Source organism: Streptomyces sp. NPDC047880 (assembly GCF_040706515.1).
Lineage (GTDB): Bacteria > Actinomycetota > Actinomycetes > Streptomycetales > Streptomycetaceae > Streptomyces.
Window position 1 is genome coordinate 71,812 of the sequence record NZ_JBEZOK010000012.1, and the last position, 18,179, is coordinate 89,990.

The following is an 18,179-nucleotide window of genomic DNA, read 5'->3' on the forward strand; positions in this document are numbered from 1 at the left end:
GCTGTGCCGGCCGCTCTGGCCGCTCTGGCCGCCCTGGCCTTCGCGGCCGGCTGCTCGTCCGGTGATGACGAGGCCAAGTCCTCGAGCCCTTCGGCCTCTTCGGCCCCTTCGGCTTCGCAAACGTCCGTGGGGGCCCGCGAGGCCGTCGTGGCGTACGTGGACGCCCTGAACTCCCGCAGCGTCGCCGGGCTGCTCGAAGTCGGGGGCGTGAAGGACGAGAAGTGGTCCCGGCAGGAGGCTGAGCAGATCCTCGCGGACAGGGGCGGGCGGGGGTGGGAGATCAAGAACGTGCAGGTAGAGCACGACATGGGCCCGGACACCGGCTCGGCCCGCCTGATCGCCGAGGACACGGCAGGAAAGACCTTGCGGGACACCTTCACCGTGACGCGGGAGGAAGGCACCTGGCACCTCGTGGTCTTCACACAGCAGCCCGCGGAGCCCGGCAAGGACCCCGCCTCCACCGACAAGCCGACTTCCTGACAAGGCCGTTGGGGCGGCTCGCACCCGTGACCTGGGTGCGAGCCGCCCCGGCCGTTCCGCTCCGACGGTGACGACATCGAACCGATTCCAGATGCTTATCGACGGCCGGGGCCGCAGCGTCGTGGTGGACGTCCGGCTGCGACCGGAAGCGCCGCCACTGTCGATGTGCGCGCTGAACCGTACGGGAAGCAGAATCGAGCGGGCCGTCCAACCCCTGACATACGCGTCGATGCCCGACCTCATCCGCGTTTCAGATGTTCGATGAGACGCTGGAATACGCTCAAGTGGGGGCCGGATCCGTCGCCCAGGACGTAATGGAGTGCGGGTTTACCCTCCGGGCCGAGCCGAGTCGGCATAGGGCCGAGAGGCGGATGACCGGCACGCGCCAGACCGATGGTCCCCGCCTCTTCACTGCCGAGGGTGAACGTGACCGGTACGAGCGGGGCTTCCAAGCGCGGCGGAACCGTGAGGTCCCGGCGGGCTGGGCGCAGCGACGTGAGCAGCGTGACGAGGCCGTGCTCGGCGTCGAGTGCGGTCGCGAGTTCCTCGACCGCGTGCAGGGGCGGTGTCTCGTCACCGCCGTAGCCGAGCGCGAGCGTGATGTCCTCCTCGACCCCCGCCGGTGTGCGGAGAACGCGAACGGTGGCAAGGGCCGGCCGGTCGGGGTGGCCGACGGCGACGAGCCAGGTGGGCCGGGGAGCCCGGGCACGTGCCAGGTCGGTCAACTGGCCTGTGGACCACGGGAGGTTGACGGGCTCGGCGGTGCTCCACCCGGCCGGTGGTGCGCCGGTCAGGTGCCGGAGGGCGGCTTCGAGGGCGTGGCCGAGGACGAGGTGCTCGTCGGCGGGGTGGCGGGTGCGCAGGGTGAGGATCAGCTGGCGGTCGCCGACGTCGGGCGCGGGGGCGAAGGCCTCGGCGACCACGGTGGCGCCTTGCTCGTCCTGTGCGGGGGTGAAGGTGCCTTTCTTCCAGTGGAGTACAGCGCCGGACAGGCCGTCGTAGTAGCCGTGCTCGGGGTCCTGGACGACCCAGCGGTTGGGCAGGCCGCGCAGGGCCGTGCGGGTGGGCAGGGTGAGGCGTGCCGTCGGTGGGGTGACGATCTGGAGGGCGCGGTCGGTGGCGGTCGTGGTGCGCAGGGCGTCGGAGAGCCAGCTGGTCATGGCGATCAGCGGGCGGTCCTGGATGACCACGGCGGTGGTGTCGGTGAGGACGTCCACGGCAGGGGCGCCCGCGGCGGGGGCCGGGATCGCGGAGGCGTCGGCGGTGAGGGGAACGACCTCGGTGGAGGCGGCCTCCGGCGGCCATACCGTTCCGCCCAGCACGGTGGCCAGCCGTCCGGCGAAGGATCCCGCGAGCCGTCCGGCTTCGGCGACGGCGGTCGATGCACGCGCCTCGGTCCACCACACCGGCCCGTCCTCGACCGGGTGGTCCAGCAGGCGAGTGGTCTCGCCGGGGACCTGGATGAGGATGGGCGTCTCCACCGAGACGAGAGGGCGGCCGTCGGGGGCGCAGAGCTGGACGACTGCGCCGTCGGCCGTGGTGTTCAGGCCGAGGTCGGGGCCGCCGGCGTAGAGGCCCGCGAGCAGGGTGGGCAGGTCCGGCATCTTGGGGGTGAGGGCGATGACGTCCTTGGTCACGGGCCTTCTTCGTCTGCGAGGGCGGTCTGGATGAGCTGGTGGGGGCGTCCGCGGCGGACGAGCGTGCCCCGGCCGGGCGGCTGTTGGGACGCGTACAGGCCGGGGAAGAGCTGGCCTTCTGCGCGATCGCCGGTCATGACGAGGGCGGTGGTGCCGGTTTCGCGAAGGGTGGTCAGAAGGGGTTCATAGAGCGCGCGGGAGGAGCCGGCGCTGCGTCGGGCGATGACGAAGTGCAGGCCGATGTCCTGCGCGGAGGAGACGTAGGGCAGGAAGGGCGCCAGAGGCTGTTGGCCCGCTGTGGTGAGTATGTCGTAGTCGTCGACCAGGATGACGATGCGAGGCCCGGTGAAGGAGGGCTCGCCGTTCTCAGGAGCGTCGGGGTCCGCCGTCTCCGGCAGGCGTTTCTCCAGCTCTGCGGAGATGCCCGTGGACAGCGCGTTCGCAAGCTTGGCGTTGTGGGCGTAGCCGCCGCGGTAGGGCTCGGGGACCACGCCGCGCAGGCCGCGCCGGGGGTCGTAGACGCCGAAGACGAGTTCCTTGTCGCCGTACCGTTCGACGAGTTGCATGGTGATGAGCTTGAGCAGGTTGGTCTTGCCGCACTCGTTGTCGCCGAGGATCAACAGGTGCTGGTCCGTGCCGAACAGGTCGAGCAGGACCGGTGCGAGGGATTCCTGGTCGACGCCCACGGGGATCGCCGCCGGTTCGGTGGCTGATGACGGCAGCCTGGCCGCGCGTAGGCGAGTGGGGAGCACCCGCACGGGCGGGGCGAGTTCGCCGTGCCAGGAAGCGCGGATCGTGCGGGCGGCGCGTTCGAGGGCCGGTCCCAGGTCACCGGTCTCCGGCCGGCTGTCGATGCGGGGCAGGGCGACCTGCGCGAAGAGCTTGCCGTCGGTCAGGACGCGGCCGGGGGTGTCCGGGGCGAGGGTCTCGGACAGCTTGCGGTCGATGGAGGAGTCGGCCGGGTCGTTCAGGCGCAGTTCGACACGGGTGCCGAACATCGACTGGGTGGCGATGCGGACGTCGTTCCAGCGCAGCATCCCGGCCACGACGTGGATGCCGTAGCCGCCGCCGCGCTTGAGCAGGTCGGCCACAGCGTCGTCGAGGTCGGCGAACTCGTCACGCAAGGCTCCGAAGCCGTCGATGACGAGCGCGATGTCCGTGGCGGCCAGTTCGGGCAGCCGTCCCTGGGACCGCAGGTGGCGCAGCTGGTCGACGGAGTCGATGCCGTGCTCGCGGAAAAGCTCTTCCCGCATCGCCAGCATGCCGCGCACCTCGGCCACCGTGCGGGCGGCTCGTTCGCGGTCGGCGCGGGAGGCGATGCCGCCGACGTGCGGCAGTGCGGCGAGGGCGGACAGGCCGCCGCCCGCCAGGTCGAGGCCGTACACGGCGACGTCGTACGGCGTGTGGGTGAGGGCGAGGGACAGGACGAGGGTGCGCAGGAGCGTGGTCTTGCCGGACTGAGGGCCTCCGATGACGGCTGCGTGCCCGCCGGCGAGCGTCAGGTTCAGCTGCCACGGCTGCTGCCACTGCCGGGCCGGGTCGTCCAGGACGCCGAGCGGGACCCGCATCGGGCCGCCTGTGTGGGTGAGTCGAACACCGTCTGTGTCGGCTTGGAGGGGGCCTGCGGCCGTGTCGAGGGTGGTCGCGTCGGGCAGTGGGGGCAGCCAGATGCGCCGTACCGACGGTGCTGCCGTGGCGAGTTGGCCGACCATGACGGACAGGACGGTCGGGCCGGTCTCCCGCTGGGTGACGACGGGCTCCTCCACCGTCTCGGTCTCATGAGGGGTGTTGTACGCGGGGTACGGGCGGGCGAGTGGCCCGTCGTCGTGTGAGTCACGCCGGGCCGGTCCGCGGTAGGTGCCGGAGACGTATCCGGCCTTGAAACGCTCGTAAGTGGAGGTGTCGACCTTGAGGTAGCCGAAGCCGGGCAGTGGCGGGAGGTGGAAGGCGTCGGTGGTGTCGAGGACGGTACGGGACTCGTCCGCGGAGAACGTACGCAGACCGAGCCGGTAGGAGAGGTAGGTGTCCAGGCCCTTGAGTTTGCCGCCCTCGATGCGCTGGCTGGACAGCAGCAGATGCACTCCGATGGAGCGGCCGATACGGCCGATGGACAAGAACAGGTCGATGAAGTCCGGTTTGGCGGTGATGAGTTCGCCGAACTCGTCAATGACGACGAACAAGTGGGGGAGGGGGTCCAGGCCGGGGCGGGTGGTGGCCCGCGTGGTGGCGTACTCGCCGATGTCGGCGATGTTCCCGGCGTCCTTGAGGACCTGCTGGCGGCGCTTGACCTCGCCGGCCAGGCTGGAGTGGACGCGCTCGACGAGCCCTGCCTGGTTCTCCAGGTTGGTGATCACGCCGGCCACATGAGGAAGTTCGGCGAAGGGGGCGAAGGTGGCTCCCCCCTTGTAGTCGACCAGGACCAGGGCCAGGTCTTCTGGCGAGTGGGTGGCGGCGAGCGCGAGGACGAGGGTGCGCAGCAGTTCGCTCTTGCCGGAGCCGGTGGCGCCGACACACAGTCCGTGCGGGCCCATGCCGAGCTGGGAAGACTCCTTCAGATCCAGGAGTACCGGCTCGTGACGGTCGGAGAGGCCGATGGGGACGCGCAGGAAGTCCCGCTCGCTGCGTCGTGCCCACAGGCGGCGCAGGTCGAGGTCGGCCGGATCATGGATGCCCAGCAGCGCGGGGAAGTCGACCGGGCCGGAGACGGGCGTGTCCTCGGCCGCCGACTCGGCCGACAGCCGCAGGGGAGCAAGCATGCGGGCGATTCCCTCCGCGCCCGCGGTGCTCACCGCGTCGACCGTTCCCTGGCCGATGTTGCCGCGCAGGTCGTCCACGGTGATCCGGTCGTCGTCGACGGTGATGCGCACGCTGACCTGATCGGGCTCGTGCACCTGCTGCTGGAGCAGATGCAGCACGGTGACACCCATCTCCGGCAGTCCGATCGCTGAATCGGGGCGGGGGAGTTCGGCCGCGGTGTCACCGTAGGAGTCGCTGATCACGAGCATGCGGGAGGTCAGGCGCAGCGCGTCCTTGGTCCTGCCCGACAGCCCGCGGCGCACCTCGGCGGCGTACGCGGCACGCTGCCGCAGGTCGGGGGCGCACAACCGGGCCAGTTCGGCCAGGTGGGGGGCTATGCGGCGGGCGGCGACCGGGCCCTCGGACGTCTGTGGATCGAGGATGTGGGGCAGCCACTTCGCCCAGGCCCACGCCGGCTCGTCACCGGTGCCGAGCGCTACGGCGACGTCGTCCGGCGCGTGCGTCACAACGGTCTGCAGCAGGAGCGCGCGGGCGACCCGGAGGACGCCGTCCCGGTCGCCGATGACACTGATGTTCCCTGCCCGGTCCAGCGGCACGGTGAGGGGAAAGTCTGTTGCCGTACCGAAGCGGCCCTGCAGGGCGCGGGCCTCGTTCAGCATGAACGGGTCAGGTGGGGTGAGGACGCCGGTGCTGTTCTGCTCTATGGCCAGCTCATGCGCCGGTACGTCACCGGTTCCGGCCCTGACCGAGAGGAAGTCGGCGTCCGGGCGGCGCCGCTCCCACAGCCTGGCCGGGTCCCGGACGAGGTCGTACAGGGCCTCGGGCGGCGGGTTCAGCTCGCGTGCCGCCTGCCGCCGTTCCCGCTCGGCGGCGCCCAGTTCCTCGCGCAGTTCCTCCAGGTACTCCAAGTAGCGTTCACGCTGCACGCGCCGGGTGCGCTGCGCCTTGCCGCGCTGGGACAGGAACAGCGCCACCGCTCCGAGCAGGGCGACGACCAGCACAAGTGCACCGATCGCCGCGAACTGGCTGTTGCGGATGACCGTCATCAGTACGACCGAGCTGACGACCCCGGCCATGGGCAGCAGGGCGGTGGCGGCGTTGCCGACCTTGCCCTCCGGGAGGTTCGGGGGCGCCTCGATGGTGCGGGGTGCGGCTGGAACGAGGGGGCGGGTACTACGGGCGGGCCGATGGACCAACTGCTGGGTCATCGCACCCGCACCGCTCGCTGCATCGCCTCGGCCGCCAGGCGGACGGCCGCGTCCCGGGTGCTCCGGCCCAGCATGGCGGTGTGGATGGGGCCTCCTTGGGCGAGATGGCGGTCGTAGGGAAGCAGGACGACGGGCACGCCGGGTTCGCGCAGGTGCGCGGCGGCCGTCTTCGGGTCGATGGTGGTGTCGGGGGAGTTCGCGCTGAGGGCCACCACGGTGGTGGCGAGCGCGGAGTGCGGCAATTGGCCCAGCCAGTCGAGGACCTGACGGGTGCCGTGAATGCCCTCGGCGGTCATCGGGGCGACGACCACTCGTGCGTGGGCGGTGTCCATCGCCGTGCGCGCCACCTCGCCGGGCAGTGTCTCGCAGTCCACCACCGTCACCGAGAAGTACCGGCGCAGGGCCAGCGTCACCGTCCGGTAGGTGCGCATGTCCATGGGGGCACCGACCCGCCCCTGGCTCGCGGGCAGCAGCCAGCCGCCATCGGCCACGGGCACCAGGTAGCCCGTGATGTCGGTGAGCTGCATCGCCGGCGTCAGGATCCGGGCGAGGTCGGCGCAGCACCAGCGCACCGTGTCCGCGCCCATCCGTACCGGGAGGGTGCCCAGGGCGGCGTCTGCCTCAAGGGTGAGCACCGGATCGTGCCGGTAGTGGTTGAAGGTACGTCCGAGCAGCGCGGAGACCGTGGACTTGCCGACGCCGCCGCGGATCGAGGTGACCGCGATGACCCGCCCCGTGGTGACGGGCTGCTGCAACTCCTGGGCGAGACGAGTCTGTTCGGCGACCTCCTGAGTGGCGGAGGCGGTGATGCGGCGCAGGGAGGCTCCGGCGCGGCGTGCGGCCGAGTCACCGTGCTGCGGGTTGCCGAGCGCGATGGCGAGGCGGGGGTCGACGGTGGGGTGGGATTCGGGGGCTGGAACCGGGACTTCGGGGGCGTGCGTTGGGCGGCGGGCCGGTGCCGGGGGAGGTGTGGAGTCAGGTGTGTCGGAGACGGCAGCCTGGACCGCCGGGCGCTCGGGCACGGCAACCGTCTCCGGTTCGGTGAGTTCGCGCAGCACGTCCCGCTGCCAGTCCCCGCCTCCTGTCATGCCGGTCACCCTGTCCTACGCGAAGGTGCCGAGCAGTCGCCCGTAGACCCCGAACACACCGATCACCAACGGGAACAGGGCGATCACGGCCACGGACTCCAGGAGGTCACCGGCGCGCCGCAGCCGCACCCGCACATGCTCGGCCGGCTCCACGGCCAGCACCACCAGAGGTACGACGGCGAGGAATCCGAGCACGGCGACAGGGCCCACGGCGGCCGAGGCGTGGTGACTCCACACCACGGCAAGACGTACTGCGATGAAGGCCGCCGCCACGAGCAGCATCACGACCTCGGCGGTGAGCGGAAAGGCACGCGCCCGCAGGGCGAGCACCACCATGACGGTGATGCCGAGCGGCACGCTCCAGACCGACACGGTGCCCAGGACGAGCACGCCGGCCGCACCCGCGGACGCGGCCAGAACGACGGTGGCCAGTGCCAGCCCACGGTGGGTTGCCGCGAGCGCCGTACCCACCTGGTACCGGCTCACCGACACCCCGCCTGTACGACGGTCATCCAGTCCGGTCAGCCCCGACGCCATCAGCGCGAGCCGAGGCAGCATCCCGAGGACTACGACGGAGACGACGGCGAGCAACGCACCCACCCGGGTCTGCTGTGCGGCGCTTTCAGTCCCACCCTGCATTGCGAGGGCCGCTTCCCACACCACAAGGCAACCGGCGACAGCTCCGGCGCCGATCAGCGCCCCGCGTCCGAAGGGCGTGAACCAGCCGGCGAGCAGCAGCGCGAGCGTCACGGCCCCCGCGACGCCCGCCAGCCGCACCGCACCGCCCCAGCCATGGGCGTCGGCACAGGTCCAAGCGCCCAGTACGGCAAGGGCCGCGGCCGTGACGATGAGTGTGGCAGCGAGCGCGTGCCGCCGGGCCCGCCCGAGGAGGGCACCGGCCAGGGCACATGCCACGGCAACTGCGAGAAGCCCGGCGCCGACTGAGGACAGGGCGAAGTGGCCCCGGGCCAGGAGCCCGGCGGCGACGGCCCAGAGAACGGTTGCGCACCCGGCGAGGACACGCCGCACCGCGGGCCGCCACCGCCAGAGGCGCAAGTCGAGATCGTCGGCGACCTCGTCGGTGACGTCATGGACGACGGGCGCGGACGGGGCATCCTCCACCCGCACGAGCCGCAGCACGGCTCCGTCGGCGACTCCGGCCGACTCAAGAGAGCCGTCGAGCGCGAGCGCCGACCCGTCCGAGGTGATCAGATGGCGCAACTCGGGCCGGTCCCCGACGCGGTCGTCCAGAAGGCGCATGACCTCCGGCAGCAGGACTCCGACGGGCTCCCGCGAAGGCAGTACGAGGTCGACCCGACGCCGTTCCCCGACCAGGGTGACCCGGCTCAGCGCCGTACGGCTGTTGGTCGCCGAACGACTCAAGGACCCCGTGGACATCACGCGTTCGAACCTATCATCGAGAAGAAGTGTCTGAAGGGGCGGCAGTGCCTGGGGAGTTCTGCCCTGAGGACGGCACAGACGCGCCGTACGGGCTCTTCCCGATGACCCGGTGCGACACGAACGACCAGCCCACACACCCGGCGCACATCACCGCCGCGATGACGATTCCGGCGAACATCTTCCCCATCCGCTCATCGAGCGACCGGCGCTGCCGCTGCGCGCCGAAGAGGAGCGCGTCACGGAGGCGACGGCGGCGGACGGAGACCGATTCGAGGAGCTGACTGTCGTAGTCCTGGGCTGTCACAGTCTTCGGTCACCTGTTCTTCAACGGGAATTCGGCATTCGACAGGGCGCACCCCTTACCCCGGGAACTCGCCCACCCAAGTCCGCCGCAGCAGGTGATGAGGCAGGTAGTCGGACTCGACCTCGATGACTCGACCTTCCCCCTCTGCGACCTGATTCCCCTTCAGAGCTTGTCCGTCACATCAGGGCCCGAGCCGTCATCGAGCGCGTCGGGGGTTCCGATACCGAGTTCTGTGGCGAAGCCGAAGTACGTGACCTCACCTGGCTCTCCCTTGGTGCCCAGCATGGAATTAAGGTCCTGTAGCGCCGCCGCAAGGCGCGGAGCGTTGAGTTGGTGCACGTCGGGGTGGGGCCGACCTGCAAAGTCGAACCATCCCCAGATGTCGTGGTGGACAGCAAGCTCTGCTGAAAGACCAATAGGGGCGGGGGATACGGACAGATCGACCAGTCGAGGCTCGCGGCGGAGCTCACCAGACGGATGGATCCACGTCCCCGACCCCACTACGTGAATGTCATCGACTTCGGCGTTCGGGAAACCTGAAGGCCGACTGCCGAGCACTCGTTCCGGAAGGTGAGGGTCTGCAAGGGGAACCGTCAACGCCAAGCTGGTCGTGATTCCGATACCACCGGAGTCGAGCACGTACCAGTCATATTCGAGTTTGTGCGGCGTGAGGAGTTGATGACGTCCGAGGATCTCTGTCATCCTCGATGCCACAAGTAGCGCAGACTCCAATCCTGAGTCAGCTACTTCGTCGAGGTCCCAAAACCAAGAGCCGCATTCACGCGGTGCACGCATCAGAGTAGACATGGAAATTCCTTACGGGAAAACGGGGCCGTTCGGCGGGACTGTGATGGACCCGTCCTCGAAGCGCAGGTGAAATGTAGCCCCTGCCCTCCTGGCGTGAAATTCTGCTTCCTTGAACATCTTAGCGTTGAGGTCGGCGATCGATTGATGGACGTCCAGGATAGCGACCTTCGCGTCGGCTGTGCCGCCCTTGAGCTGGTTGGCGGCCTTCTTGGCGGCGCTCTTGATGCCTTCGACGGTGTCCACGTCTTTGAGCTGGTAACCGTAATGCGGTGTGCCGTCGGTGTGAAGCGTAGCGACGTCTAGGTCGAGGTCGGTGGCGTCGTCCTTCAGCTCGAATGCAAGACGGGAGAAGCCGCGGTTCTGCAATTCTGTAGCGTGAGTCAATGCCATGTACGCCGCAGGCACCATGCTCTTGTTGGACTTGCTGGCGCCCTGCTTGCACATTTTGAGGATTTCATCGTAATTCTCGATCCCGCGCAGATGTCCTCGCGTAATCAGGTCCGCGACTTGGGCGCCATATGGTTCCTTACTCAAGGTGCGAATTGCGCGAGCTTGGTCATGGGCCGGCATCTTCGCCCTGGTGAGTTCCTCGACAAGTCCCGCCTCCTGGCCAGGACGCATCGGCTCAGAGGGCGCCCCGGCAGACGCTGCGCCCCTGCTGTAGCGATCCGGGGCGATCTCGTCGACAGGGTTGAAGGACGCACCGGGTGCCCCAGCGGCACCTGAGTGCTCCGACGCGTGATCGCCGTGACCAGTCCGTCCGAGGTCGCCCGTGCCAACGGTTCCACTGTTGCCCGAGCCACTGCTGGCACGGCTGTCTCCGACATCTCCGGCGCGTGACCCGGTAGCCCCGGTTTCACCGACATGTGTGACTCCGCTGCCTGTACCGACCGCTTCTGTTGTCCTGCGTGGAGAATCTCCTCCGACGTTTCCGGAGGACCCCTCATGGTTTCCCCGGGGTGGGAGGGCGTCTCCAGCGTGAGTAGCGGTCTCTGAAGTTCTCGGTGCAGCGCTGACCCCGGCGAGATCACGTTCCGGTGCCGACGCCGTCCCGGGTGCGCCCTGTGCCACGACGGAATGCTCCCGTCGCGGAGCGCTGGAGATCATGCGACCGTCCTTGAGAACCACGAACCTGCCGTCCTCGACGACGAGCACCGAGCGCCCCGAGGCGTCCGAGAACTCCAGGACGCTGTGCGGGCTCCGCAGTGCGGGCACATTGTTGACACCCCGCAGGCTCTCCGTCACCTGGGCGATCCGCGGAATGGCATGCCCCGTCACCTTGACCGCGGCGCCGAGCGGGTCGATGACCTCTCCGACCCTTGCAACCGTGGCAGCGGTCTTGGCCGCCGCGCCGGCCTTGCCCGCCGAGGCGGCTTTGAGCGGGCCGACCCCGAGGGTGAGGCCGTTGAAGACGACGGTGGCTGCCGCGCGGGACGGGTTCTCCTCCCACATGTCCCAGGCGACGAAGCCCTTGGCGAACTCCTTGGCGTATCCCTTGCTCTCCTGCGCGAAGTCGGACGCGAAGATCCCGGTCGGCTTCTGGCCACCGGACTCCATGAGATAGGTCTCTGCTCCGACGACGGCCCGGACCAGGCCTTCCCAGGCCTGGCCCGCGCTGTCCGAGCCGTGGAATCCGGTCAACGTCGCGAGGCCGTCGATGGTGCCCCAGACGTTGTCGACGACGATGCCGTCCCAGAAGAAGCTCTTGGCGTAGTAGCCGAGGTCGTCCGGGTCCCACCAGTCGTGGGACTGGGTGACCGGTGTGCCCCAGGGGAGTTCCTTGGCCTGGTCCAGCACGTCGGCGCTGTAGCCGTAGAGCTCCGCGCCGCGCGGCACGAACTGCTTCGCGCCGGTGTTCATCACGTACTGAGTGCCGCCGACCAGTGCCGTGATCTTGTTGTTGCAGGCGATCTCGGCAGCGGCGAACGCCGCCTGTGCGACGTTCACGTCATGCATCAGGGCCTGGTGCTCCGAGACTTTGTCCGCGTCATCGGTCCAGTTCTCGTCGAACGCCCCGCTGTCGGTCTTCAGCCCTGCGACGAACGTGGTCGCCTGGCTCTGCAGCTGCTCCAACCGCTTCGCGATCGGGGCGACTTCGGCCGCGTACGTCCGCAGCGCGTCCGCCACCGTGGCGACCTTGTCCCCGAACCTGTCGGCGGCATCGCTCACCGGCTTGGTGGATGCGAAGAGGTCCTCCGCTTCCGGCGCCTGGTAGAAGGCCGACAGTCCCTGGAACTGCCGATGGGCCTCCCCGCCGGCCTGGCGGATGCCGTCCGCCTCCTTGCGCAGGGCGTCTGTGTGCTGTTCCAACTGGCCGAGATCACCGGTGAACAGCGGAATGGACTCCGGCTTGATCACAGGCGGCCGGCCTTCCAGCCCTCCGGCATGTCGGGTCTGATCAGTCCGGCCGCCCGACGCTGCACCTCGGCAGCCATCTCCAGGTCACCGTCCCGGTACGCCACCGTGGCCTCCACCGCGCCGTTCACCGACTTGCCGACACGCTCGCCGATGAACTTCAACTCGTCGGCGGTGCCTTCCATGAACTCGGCGAGCGCTGCGGCGACCAGTCCGGTCTGCCCCTTGTGCTCACCGCCCGCCCCACCCGGAGCGAGGGTCCCGGCCGAGGTGGCCGCTCCCTCGACATCTCCCGAGTACGCCTGGACGATCTCGTCCAGGACCTTCATGACGTCGCCCACGTTCGAGACCACACCTTGGACCCCGGACGGAGAGATGTCCCACGCCGGCATGCGTCAGCCCCCGTTTCCCTGCTCCTGCTAGCGCTCCGTGTCCAGCGTTCCTCGTCAGCCGATGTTGTCGACGGCCGCCCGAGCTTTGGCCAAGGTCGTCTGCGCAGTCCCGTCGTTCTGCTCCATCGTCGTGCGGACCAGGCGGATGATCTCGCGTACCTCACCGGCGGCGCGGTGCCAGCGCGCCTCCTTGCCGTGGTACTCGTCGGCGACGCCGTCCGCGGTGAAGTCGGCCATCGCTGCCTTCACCGCGCGGTCGCGGTCGCTCAGTACCCGCTCCAACTGCCCGATGACGGTGTGCAGACTGATCTGCACCTCACCGGAAGCACCGGTGTCGTACGAACGGCGGTCCTGGTTCTGCCCCATGGCCGGATTCCCCCTTGAAAACGGTGACGATGAAGGTGGTTTCGGTGGGCGGGCGCACGCACGCCGCCGTGGCTACCGTGCGCCGAAGCGAGCCGCGTCGAAGTTGGCGGCACCCATGTTCTGATGGGCGTTGTCCTCCAGCTCCACGTCACCGGTGCCGAACGCGGTGTCCATGCCCGACTGACCGCCGAGGATCGCGCCGAGCGAACCGTTCAGAGCAGCCGTGATCTCATCGGCGTTGAGCTTGAAGGTGTCGAACGCCGCCTTGCCCGCCCCGTTGAACTTCCCCTCCAGCGGCTCCGCCGCCTGGATCAGCCAGGTGATCAGCGTGCCCAGGTCCTCACTCGAGCCGACGGTGCTCTTCCCGAGTTCCGACAGGGTCGTCGACCCCATGTCGAACTTCATCAACCCACCCCCGTAAGCGTGTTGCGCAGTGGCGTTGCGCGATCACTGCAGCGTACTCACACGTCACGTGTGACTCACAGTCGTCGAGCATCCTTCCGTATCTTGCGTTGCAGGCGCAACGCAGAAGAGGTCGAAGTGGCTTGATCCAGTGGCTAGCCGTGAAACGCGGCGAAAAGTGAATCGGAGTCGCGCCCCATGCTGTCGGTGGTGTCCGCCGTGCTCCAAATGCGGTGGGAGCGATGACCGTGACCGCCTCGACCGCGGACGGTGGTGACGCCAACCGGCCCTACGGACGCGATGGAGTGTTCCGGTACTTCCTCGGATCGCGCCGGCTGCCGTATGCGGTCATCGGCCAGGCCGTCTGCTGGAAGACCGTGCCAGGCCTCAGCCGCCCGCACGCCGACGGACCGGTGCGCCCGGAGAGTGGCGGAGGTTCCCGCGGTGGAGCGGCAGCTCGTGCTCCGCAACGTGATTGACGAAGGCCCGGGCGTGCACCGCGAGGACCTGCTGCGGGAGGCCGCCCGCTTCTTCGGGTGGGCACGGCTTGGAGCCGATATCCGGGACGCGCTGTCCGGTGACATCGACGCGTTGATCGCCGCCGGGGAAGTGGCCGAGTCGGAGGGCGGACTGATGCCTGCGGAGGGTTCATGATCCGCCGCGGTGGGCTCACCTCTGCCGCGGAGGGTTCCTGACCACCGCGGTGGGCTCACCTCGTATCGCCCGGAGAGCCTGCTGAGCCGGCTGCGGAGCCACGGCGAACGCTACCGCCACCCATGACCCCGGTACGGCTGTCAGTACCACCAGGTACCCTCGAACACATCGTCATCGCGGCCCGACGGGCTTCCGCTCCACCCCGGTGGAGTCTCGAAGGACATGCCCCCACCCGCACGAGTCTCTTCGTGCTGCCTGGGGGAAGTCCTTGCTGTTCCGCGCGTCCGCGAAAACGGTCGCCGTCATGGCACTAGACGGTTCGCTGTTCCTGCACCTCACCGACAAGTTCGTCCACATGCACGGCTATCGGCCCGGAGCCTCGGAGGCGCGTTCCTGGGAGCGCAGCATCCCCGTCCTGGCCGCCGCACTCAACGACGCGGGCCTGGGCGACGTGGAGGTCATGCTGGAGTACTCGCTCCCGTTGAACAGCAAGCGCGCCGACGTCGTCCTCGCCGGAGTCCACCCGGTCACGGGGGAACCGTCCTACGTCGTGGTGGAGCTGAAGCAGTGGAGCCAGGCCCTGCCTCACGAGGACGACCCCACGCTGTGCCACGTCGACGCCTATGCCCACCCGGTCCTCAACCCCATCGAGCAGGTGCGCCGCTACTGCGAGTACCTCGTCAACTTCAACGGTGCGGTGGCCGAACACGGGCATCGGGTGGCCGGAGCGGCATATTTGCACAACGCCACCGAGTTCGGCGTGACCGGGCTGCGCGAGATCGAGCGCGATGGCCATGGACTGCTCTTCACCGAGGAACGCCGCGGCGCCTTCCTCGACCACCTTCGTACGAGGCTGAGTGCTCAGCACCCGGGGGCCCAGGCCGCGGACGAACTCCGTGCGGGCGCCACGGTGCCGTCGAAGCAGCTGATGTCCGTGGCCGCTGAGGAGGTGCGCGACCGCACACAGTTCGTCCTGCTCGACGAGCAGCAGGTCGCCTACCGGATGGTGCTCAACGCGGTCGAGAAGGCGAAGCACGCCGATCGCAAGGAGGTCGTCATCGTCACGGGCGGCCCCGGCACCGGCAAGAGCGTGATCGCCCTCCAACTGCTCGGCGAGCTCTACCGGCGCGGGGTGCCGGCACTGCACGCCACCGGCTCGCAGTCGTTCACAAAGACGATGAGGAAGGTCGCCGGAGCCCGCAAGCGGGAAGTCCAGGACCTGTTCAAGTACTTCAACAGCTTCATGACGACCGAGAAGAACAGCCTGGGCGCCCTGATCTGCGACGAGGCACACCGCATCCGGGAGACCTCGGCCAACCGCTTCACGCGCGCCGAGAACCGTAACGGCAGGGCACAGATCGACGAACTCATCGACGTCGCCTACGTGCCCGTCTTCTTCCTCGACGAGCACCAGGTCGTCCGCCCCGGTGAGATGGGCACGGTGGCCGAGATCGAGGCGGCAGCGGCGAAGCGGGACATCCCCTGCAGTGTCGTACCGCTGGACAGCCAGTTTCGTTGCGGTGGCAGTGACGCCTACCTGCGTTGGGTGGTCCGCCTCCTCGGCCTGGAGAAGGGCGGGCCGGTCGAGTGGGAGCCCGACGGCCGCATGCAGTTGCTGGTCGCCGACAGCCCGCAGGAGATGGAAGCCTTCCTCGAGGCCCGTCGGACCCAGGGCTACGGCGCCCGCATGTCCGCGGGCTACTGCTGGCGCTGGTCCCCGGAGCCCAAGCCCGGCGACCCGCTCCCGCCCGACGTCGCCATCGGTGACTGGGCCCGCCCCTGGAACCTTCGCGGTGACCGCTCCGTCTCCGGCGCGCCCCCGGCCGCCCTGTGGGCCACCGACCCGGCGGGCTTCGGACAGGTCGGCTGCGTCTACACCGCCCAGGGCTTCGAGTACGACTGGTCCGGTGTGATCATCGGCCCGGACCTGGTCTGGCGCGGCGACCGCTGGATCACCGACCGCACCGCGTCCAAAGATCCGGTCTTCAAGAAGTCCACATCGGACACCGACGTGGACCGACTGATCAGGAATACGTACAAGGTTCTGCTGACCCGGGGCATGGTCGGCACGATCGTGTACTCGACGGACCCGGAGACGCGGGAGAAGCTGCGGGACCTCGGGGGACAGCCGACGCGGAAACTGGTCGCGACGTGACATCGGCACCCGCGGCCGGACACTGAGATCATTCGAACCGGTCGCGGCCCGACGGGCTTCCTACGCTTCACGCACGGCATCGCCTTGTGTGGAGGCCGCGACCGCTGAATCTCGTGTACGTCGACGGATCGCCGGCCCCGTTTGACACCCCGCCCACCAGCTCAGTGAATACCACCCGCTGTTCGCCGGCCTTACAGGTTTGCTGAACGGGCATCAGCGCAGGTCGGTCCGGGCACCGGGTCCTCGTAACCGCTATTGAGGATCGGCAAGTTGCGACGATTGAGTGCCTTCGCATCCTTCCGTCATCATCGGAGCATGCAAAAGCTCGAGGCGCACGAGATGCCCCTGCACAAGGTGTTCAGCAGCGACTACGACTTCCAGATCCCCGATTATCAGCGCCCGTACGCCTGGCAGGAGGAGCAGGCGTCCCAGCTGCTGATCGACCTGCAGGAGGCTTTGGACCGCAGCGCGGACGAGCCGTACTTCCTCGGGTCCGTCGTGCTCGTCAAGGACGGCGGGGCCCCGAAGGCGGAGGTCATCGACGGCCAGCAGCGGCTCACCACCCTCACCATCCTCCTGTCGGTCCTGCGTGACCTCACCGAGGACGCGGAACTGCGCGGTGACCTCGACCGGCTGGTGGTGGAGCCGGGCGCCAAGATCCGCGGCCTCGCGCCGAGGCCACGAATCACGCTGCGCAGCCGCGACAAGGACTTCTTCGAGAAGTACGTGCAGACGAAGGGCGCGGTGGACACGCTGCTGGCGCTCCAGGAGGACGTCCTCCGTACCGACGCGCAGAAGGCCATCCTGCGCAACGCGGCCGCCCTGCACCGCAGCCTCATCGCCCTCACCGAGGAGCGCCGGCTCGAACTGGCGCAGATGCTTGCCGAGCGGACGTTCCTGGTCGTCGTCAGCACTCCCGACCTCGAGAGCGCTCACCGGATCTTCAGTGTCATGAACTCCCGCGGTCTGGACCTGTCGCCCACCGACATCTTCAAGTCGCAGATCATCGGTGACCTCGACCGGGAAGCGTCCGAGGCGTGCGCCACCACCTGGGAGGACGCCGAGGAGATGCTGGGGCGCGACGACTTCGCGGAGCTCTTCCTCCATCTGCGGTTGATCTTCGCCAAGAAGCGGGCGGAACAGGAGTTGCTCAAGGAGTTTCCGGAGCAGGTACTCAGCCACTACCTCCCCGACCGGGCCGAGGCGTTCGTCCATGACGTCGTTCGGCCCTACGCCGAGGCCTACGCGCAGATCAAGGAGGCCCGTTATGAGTCGGCTTCGGGCGCGGAGGCGGTCAACGGCTGGTTCAGGAGGCTCCACCAGATCGACAACTATGACTGGCGACCGGCCGCCCTCTGGGCGCTGCGCCACCATGAGGGCGACCCGGCATGGCTCGACGCGTTCATGCGAGCGCTGGAACGCCTGTCGGCCAGCATGTTCATCCGGCGTGTCTACACGACACCTCGCGTCACACGCTATGCCGAACTGCTTCGACAGCTCGACGAAGGCCAGGGCCTCGACTCCCCGGCCCTCGAGCTGAGGGACGACGAGAAGGCGGACACTCTCAACCTGCTCGACGGCGATCTCTATCTCGTCCGTAGGGTCCGCAAGTACGTGCTGCTTCGCCTCGACGAGTTGCTGGCCCGCGGGCAGGGAGTGACGTACGACCACCCGCTCATCACTGTGGAACACGTACTGCCACAGAGCCCTGGGAGTGACTCGCAGTGGGTCGAGCTGTTCCACGAGGAGCAGCGAGTGCAGTGGACGCACCGCCTGGGAAACCTGGTTCTGCTGAACCGCTACAAAAACTCGACGGCCCAGAACTACGACTTCGCCGCCAAGAAGATCAAGTACTTCACCGGCCGCGGGGGAGTGGTCCCCTTCGCGCTGACCAGTCAGGTGCTCCAGCACGCCGAGTGGACCCCCGAACTGCTCAAGGCCCGGCAGCAGGAGCTGCTGGGCCTGCTTGCTGAGGAGTGGCGCCTGTGAGTGCGGGGCCGGGAAGTCGGTATCGGTCACCACGATAGCCAAGCAACTCCATGATGTTCCAAAGAGTTCCATTATTGTCGCCGCTTGGGCTATGGTCGTCGTCCACAGCGCGCGGATCACTGGCTGCGAGTCACCCCGTCGTGCCCGTGCGTCCCGTGTCGCTCAGTCGCCGCCGGCCTGCCCG

At 68.7% G+C, this 18,179-nt stretch carries 14 protein-coding genes; 4 read left to right on the forward strand and 10 right to left on the reverse strand.

Annotated elements, in window-relative coordinates:
• The first annotated feature begins 3 nt into the window (after positions 1-3).
• Complete coding sequence (locus tag AB0937_RS19645; protein WP_366713248.1) at positions 4-480, forward strand: hypothetical protein; 477 nt, start codon at positions 4-6, stop codon at positions 478-480.
• A 239-nt stretch (positions 481-719) separates the two neighbouring features.
• Here the strand turns inward: AB0937_RS19645 and AB0937_RS19650 are convergent, their stop codons facing one another.
• From AB0937_RS19650 to AB0937_RS19695, 10 genes are all read right to left on the reverse strand, one after another.
• Positions 720-2,117, reverse strand: coding sequence for a DUF6177 family protein (locus AB0937_RS19650; RefSeq protein ID WP_366713249.1), 1,398 nt, complete (start codon positions 2,115-2,117; stop codon positions 720-722).
• Positions 2,114-6,082, reverse strand: a complete 3,969-nt coding sequence (eccCa, locus tag AB0937_RS19655; protein WP_366713251.1) for a type VII secretion protein EccCa — start codon at positions 6,080-6,082, stop codon at positions 2,114-2,116. Before eccCa ends, AB0937_RS19650 begins: the two co-directional genes overlap by 4 nt.
• Positions 6,079-7,170, reverse strand: coding sequence for a hypothetical protein (locus AB0937_RS19660; RefSeq protein ID WP_366713253.1), 1,092 nt, complete (start codon positions 7,168-7,170; stop codon positions 6,079-6,081). The genes eccCa and AB0937_RS19660 overlap by 4 nt, the downstream gene beginning before the upstream one ends.
• A gap of 15 nt (positions 7,171-7,185) precedes the next feature.
• On the reverse strand, positions 7,186-8,568 hold the full coding sequence (eccD, locus tag AB0937_RS19665; protein ID WP_366713428.1) for a type VII secretion integral membrane protein EccD: 1,383 nt from the start codon (positions 8,566-8,568) through the stop codon (positions 7,186-7,188).
• Between the two features lie 16 nt (positions 8,569-8,584).
• Positions 8,585-8,875: a hypothetical protein gene (locus AB0937_RS19670; RefSeq protein WP_366713255.1), complete on the reverse strand. Its 291-nt coding sequence runs from the start codon at positions 8,873-8,875 to the stop codon at positions 8,585-8,587.
• A 162-nt stretch (positions 8,876-9,037) separates the two neighbouring features.
• Complete coding sequence (locus AB0937_RS19675) at positions 9,038-9,682, reverse strand: hypothetical protein (protein WP_366713257.1); 645 nt, start codon at positions 9,680-9,682, stop codon at positions 9,038-9,040.
• A 9-nt stretch (positions 9,683-9,691) separates the two neighbouring features.
• Positions 9,692-12,040, reverse strand: a complete 2,349-nt coding sequence (locus AB0937_RS19680) for a hypothetical protein (RefSeq protein ID WP_366713258.1) — start codon at positions 12,038-12,040, stop codon at positions 9,692-9,694.
• Positions 12,037-12,429: a DUF6507 family protein gene (locus tag AB0937_RS19685; RefSeq protein ID WP_366713259.1), complete on the reverse strand. Its 393-nt coding sequence runs from the start codon at positions 12,427-12,429 to the stop codon at positions 12,037-12,039. Before AB0937_RS19685 ends, AB0937_RS19680 begins: the two co-directional genes overlap by 4 nt.
• A 54-nt stretch (positions 12,430-12,483) precedes the next feature.
• Positions 12,484-12,795 (reverse strand): pore-forming ESAT-6 family protein, encoded by a 312-nt coding sequence (locus AB0937_RS19690; RefSeq protein ID WP_366713261.1) that lies wholly within the window; start codon positions 12,793-12,795, stop codon positions 12,484-12,486.
• Between the two features lie 72 nt (positions 12,796-12,867).
• Positions 12,868-13,200 (reverse strand): hypothetical protein, encoded by a 333-nt coding sequence (locus AB0937_RS19695; RefSeq protein WP_366713263.1) that lies wholly within the window; start codon positions 13,198-13,200, stop codon positions 12,868-12,870.
• Positions 13,201-13,641: 441 nt separating this feature from the next.
• Between AB0937_RS19695 and AB0937_RS19700 the strand changes: the two genes are divergently transcribed.
• From AB0937_RS19700 to AB0937_RS19710, 3 genes are all read left to right on the forward strand, one after another.
• Positions 13,642-13,851 (forward strand): hypothetical protein, encoded by a 210-nt coding sequence (locus AB0937_RS19700; RefSeq protein WP_366713265.1) that lies wholly within the window; start codon positions 13,642-13,644, stop codon positions 13,849-13,851.
• Between the two features lie 268 nt (positions 13,852-14,119).
• Positions 14,120-16,006, forward strand: a complete 1,887-nt coding sequence (locus AB0937_RS19705) for a DUF2075 domain-containing protein (RefSeq protein WP_366713266.1) — start codon at positions 14,120-14,122, stop codon at positions 16,004-16,006.
• A gap of 315 nt (positions 16,007-16,321) precedes the next feature.
• Positions 16,322-17,995: a DUF262 domain-containing protein gene (locus AB0937_RS19710; RefSeq protein ID WP_366713267.1), complete on the forward strand. Its 1,674-nt coding sequence runs from the start codon at positions 16,322-16,324 to the stop codon at positions 17,993-17,995.
• Positions 17,996-18,179 lie beyond the last annotated feature (184 nt).

Bases quoted from the DNA above. Each gene is read 5' to 3' on its own strand.
- AB0937_RS19685 (WP_366713259.1), bottom strand. From the start codon at position 12,429: ATGCCGGCGTGGGACATCTCTCCGTCCGGGGTCCAAGGTGTGGTCTCG.
- AB0937_RS19690 (WP_366713261.1), bottom strand. From the start codon at position 12,795: ATGGGGCAGAACCAGGACCGCCGTTCGTACGACACCGGTGCTTCCGGT.
- AB0937_RS19660 (WP_366713253.1), bottom strand. From the start codon at position 7,170: ATGACAGGAGGCGGGGACTGGCAGCGGGACGTGCTGCGCGAACTCACC.
- eccCa (WP_366713251.1), bottom strand. From the start codon at position 6,082: ATGACCCAGCAGTTGGTCCATCGGCCCGCCCGTAGTACCCGCCCCCTC.
- AB0937_RS19675 (WP_366713257.1), bottom strand. From the start codon at position 9,682: ATGTCTACTCTGATGCGTGCACCGCGTGAATGCGGCTCTTGGTTTTGG.
- eccD (WP_366713428.1), bottom strand. From the start codon at position 8,568: ATGTCCACGGGGTCCTTGAGTCGTTCGGCGACCAACAGCCGTACGGCG.
- AB0937_RS19695 (WP_366713263.1), bottom strand. From the start codon at position 13,200: ATGAAGTTCGACATGGGGTCGACGACCCTGTCGGAACTCGGGAAGAGC.
- AB0937_RS19710 (WP_366713267.1), top strand. From the start codon at position 16,322: ATGCAAAAGCTCGAGGCGCACGAGATGCCCCTGCACAAGGTGTTCAGC.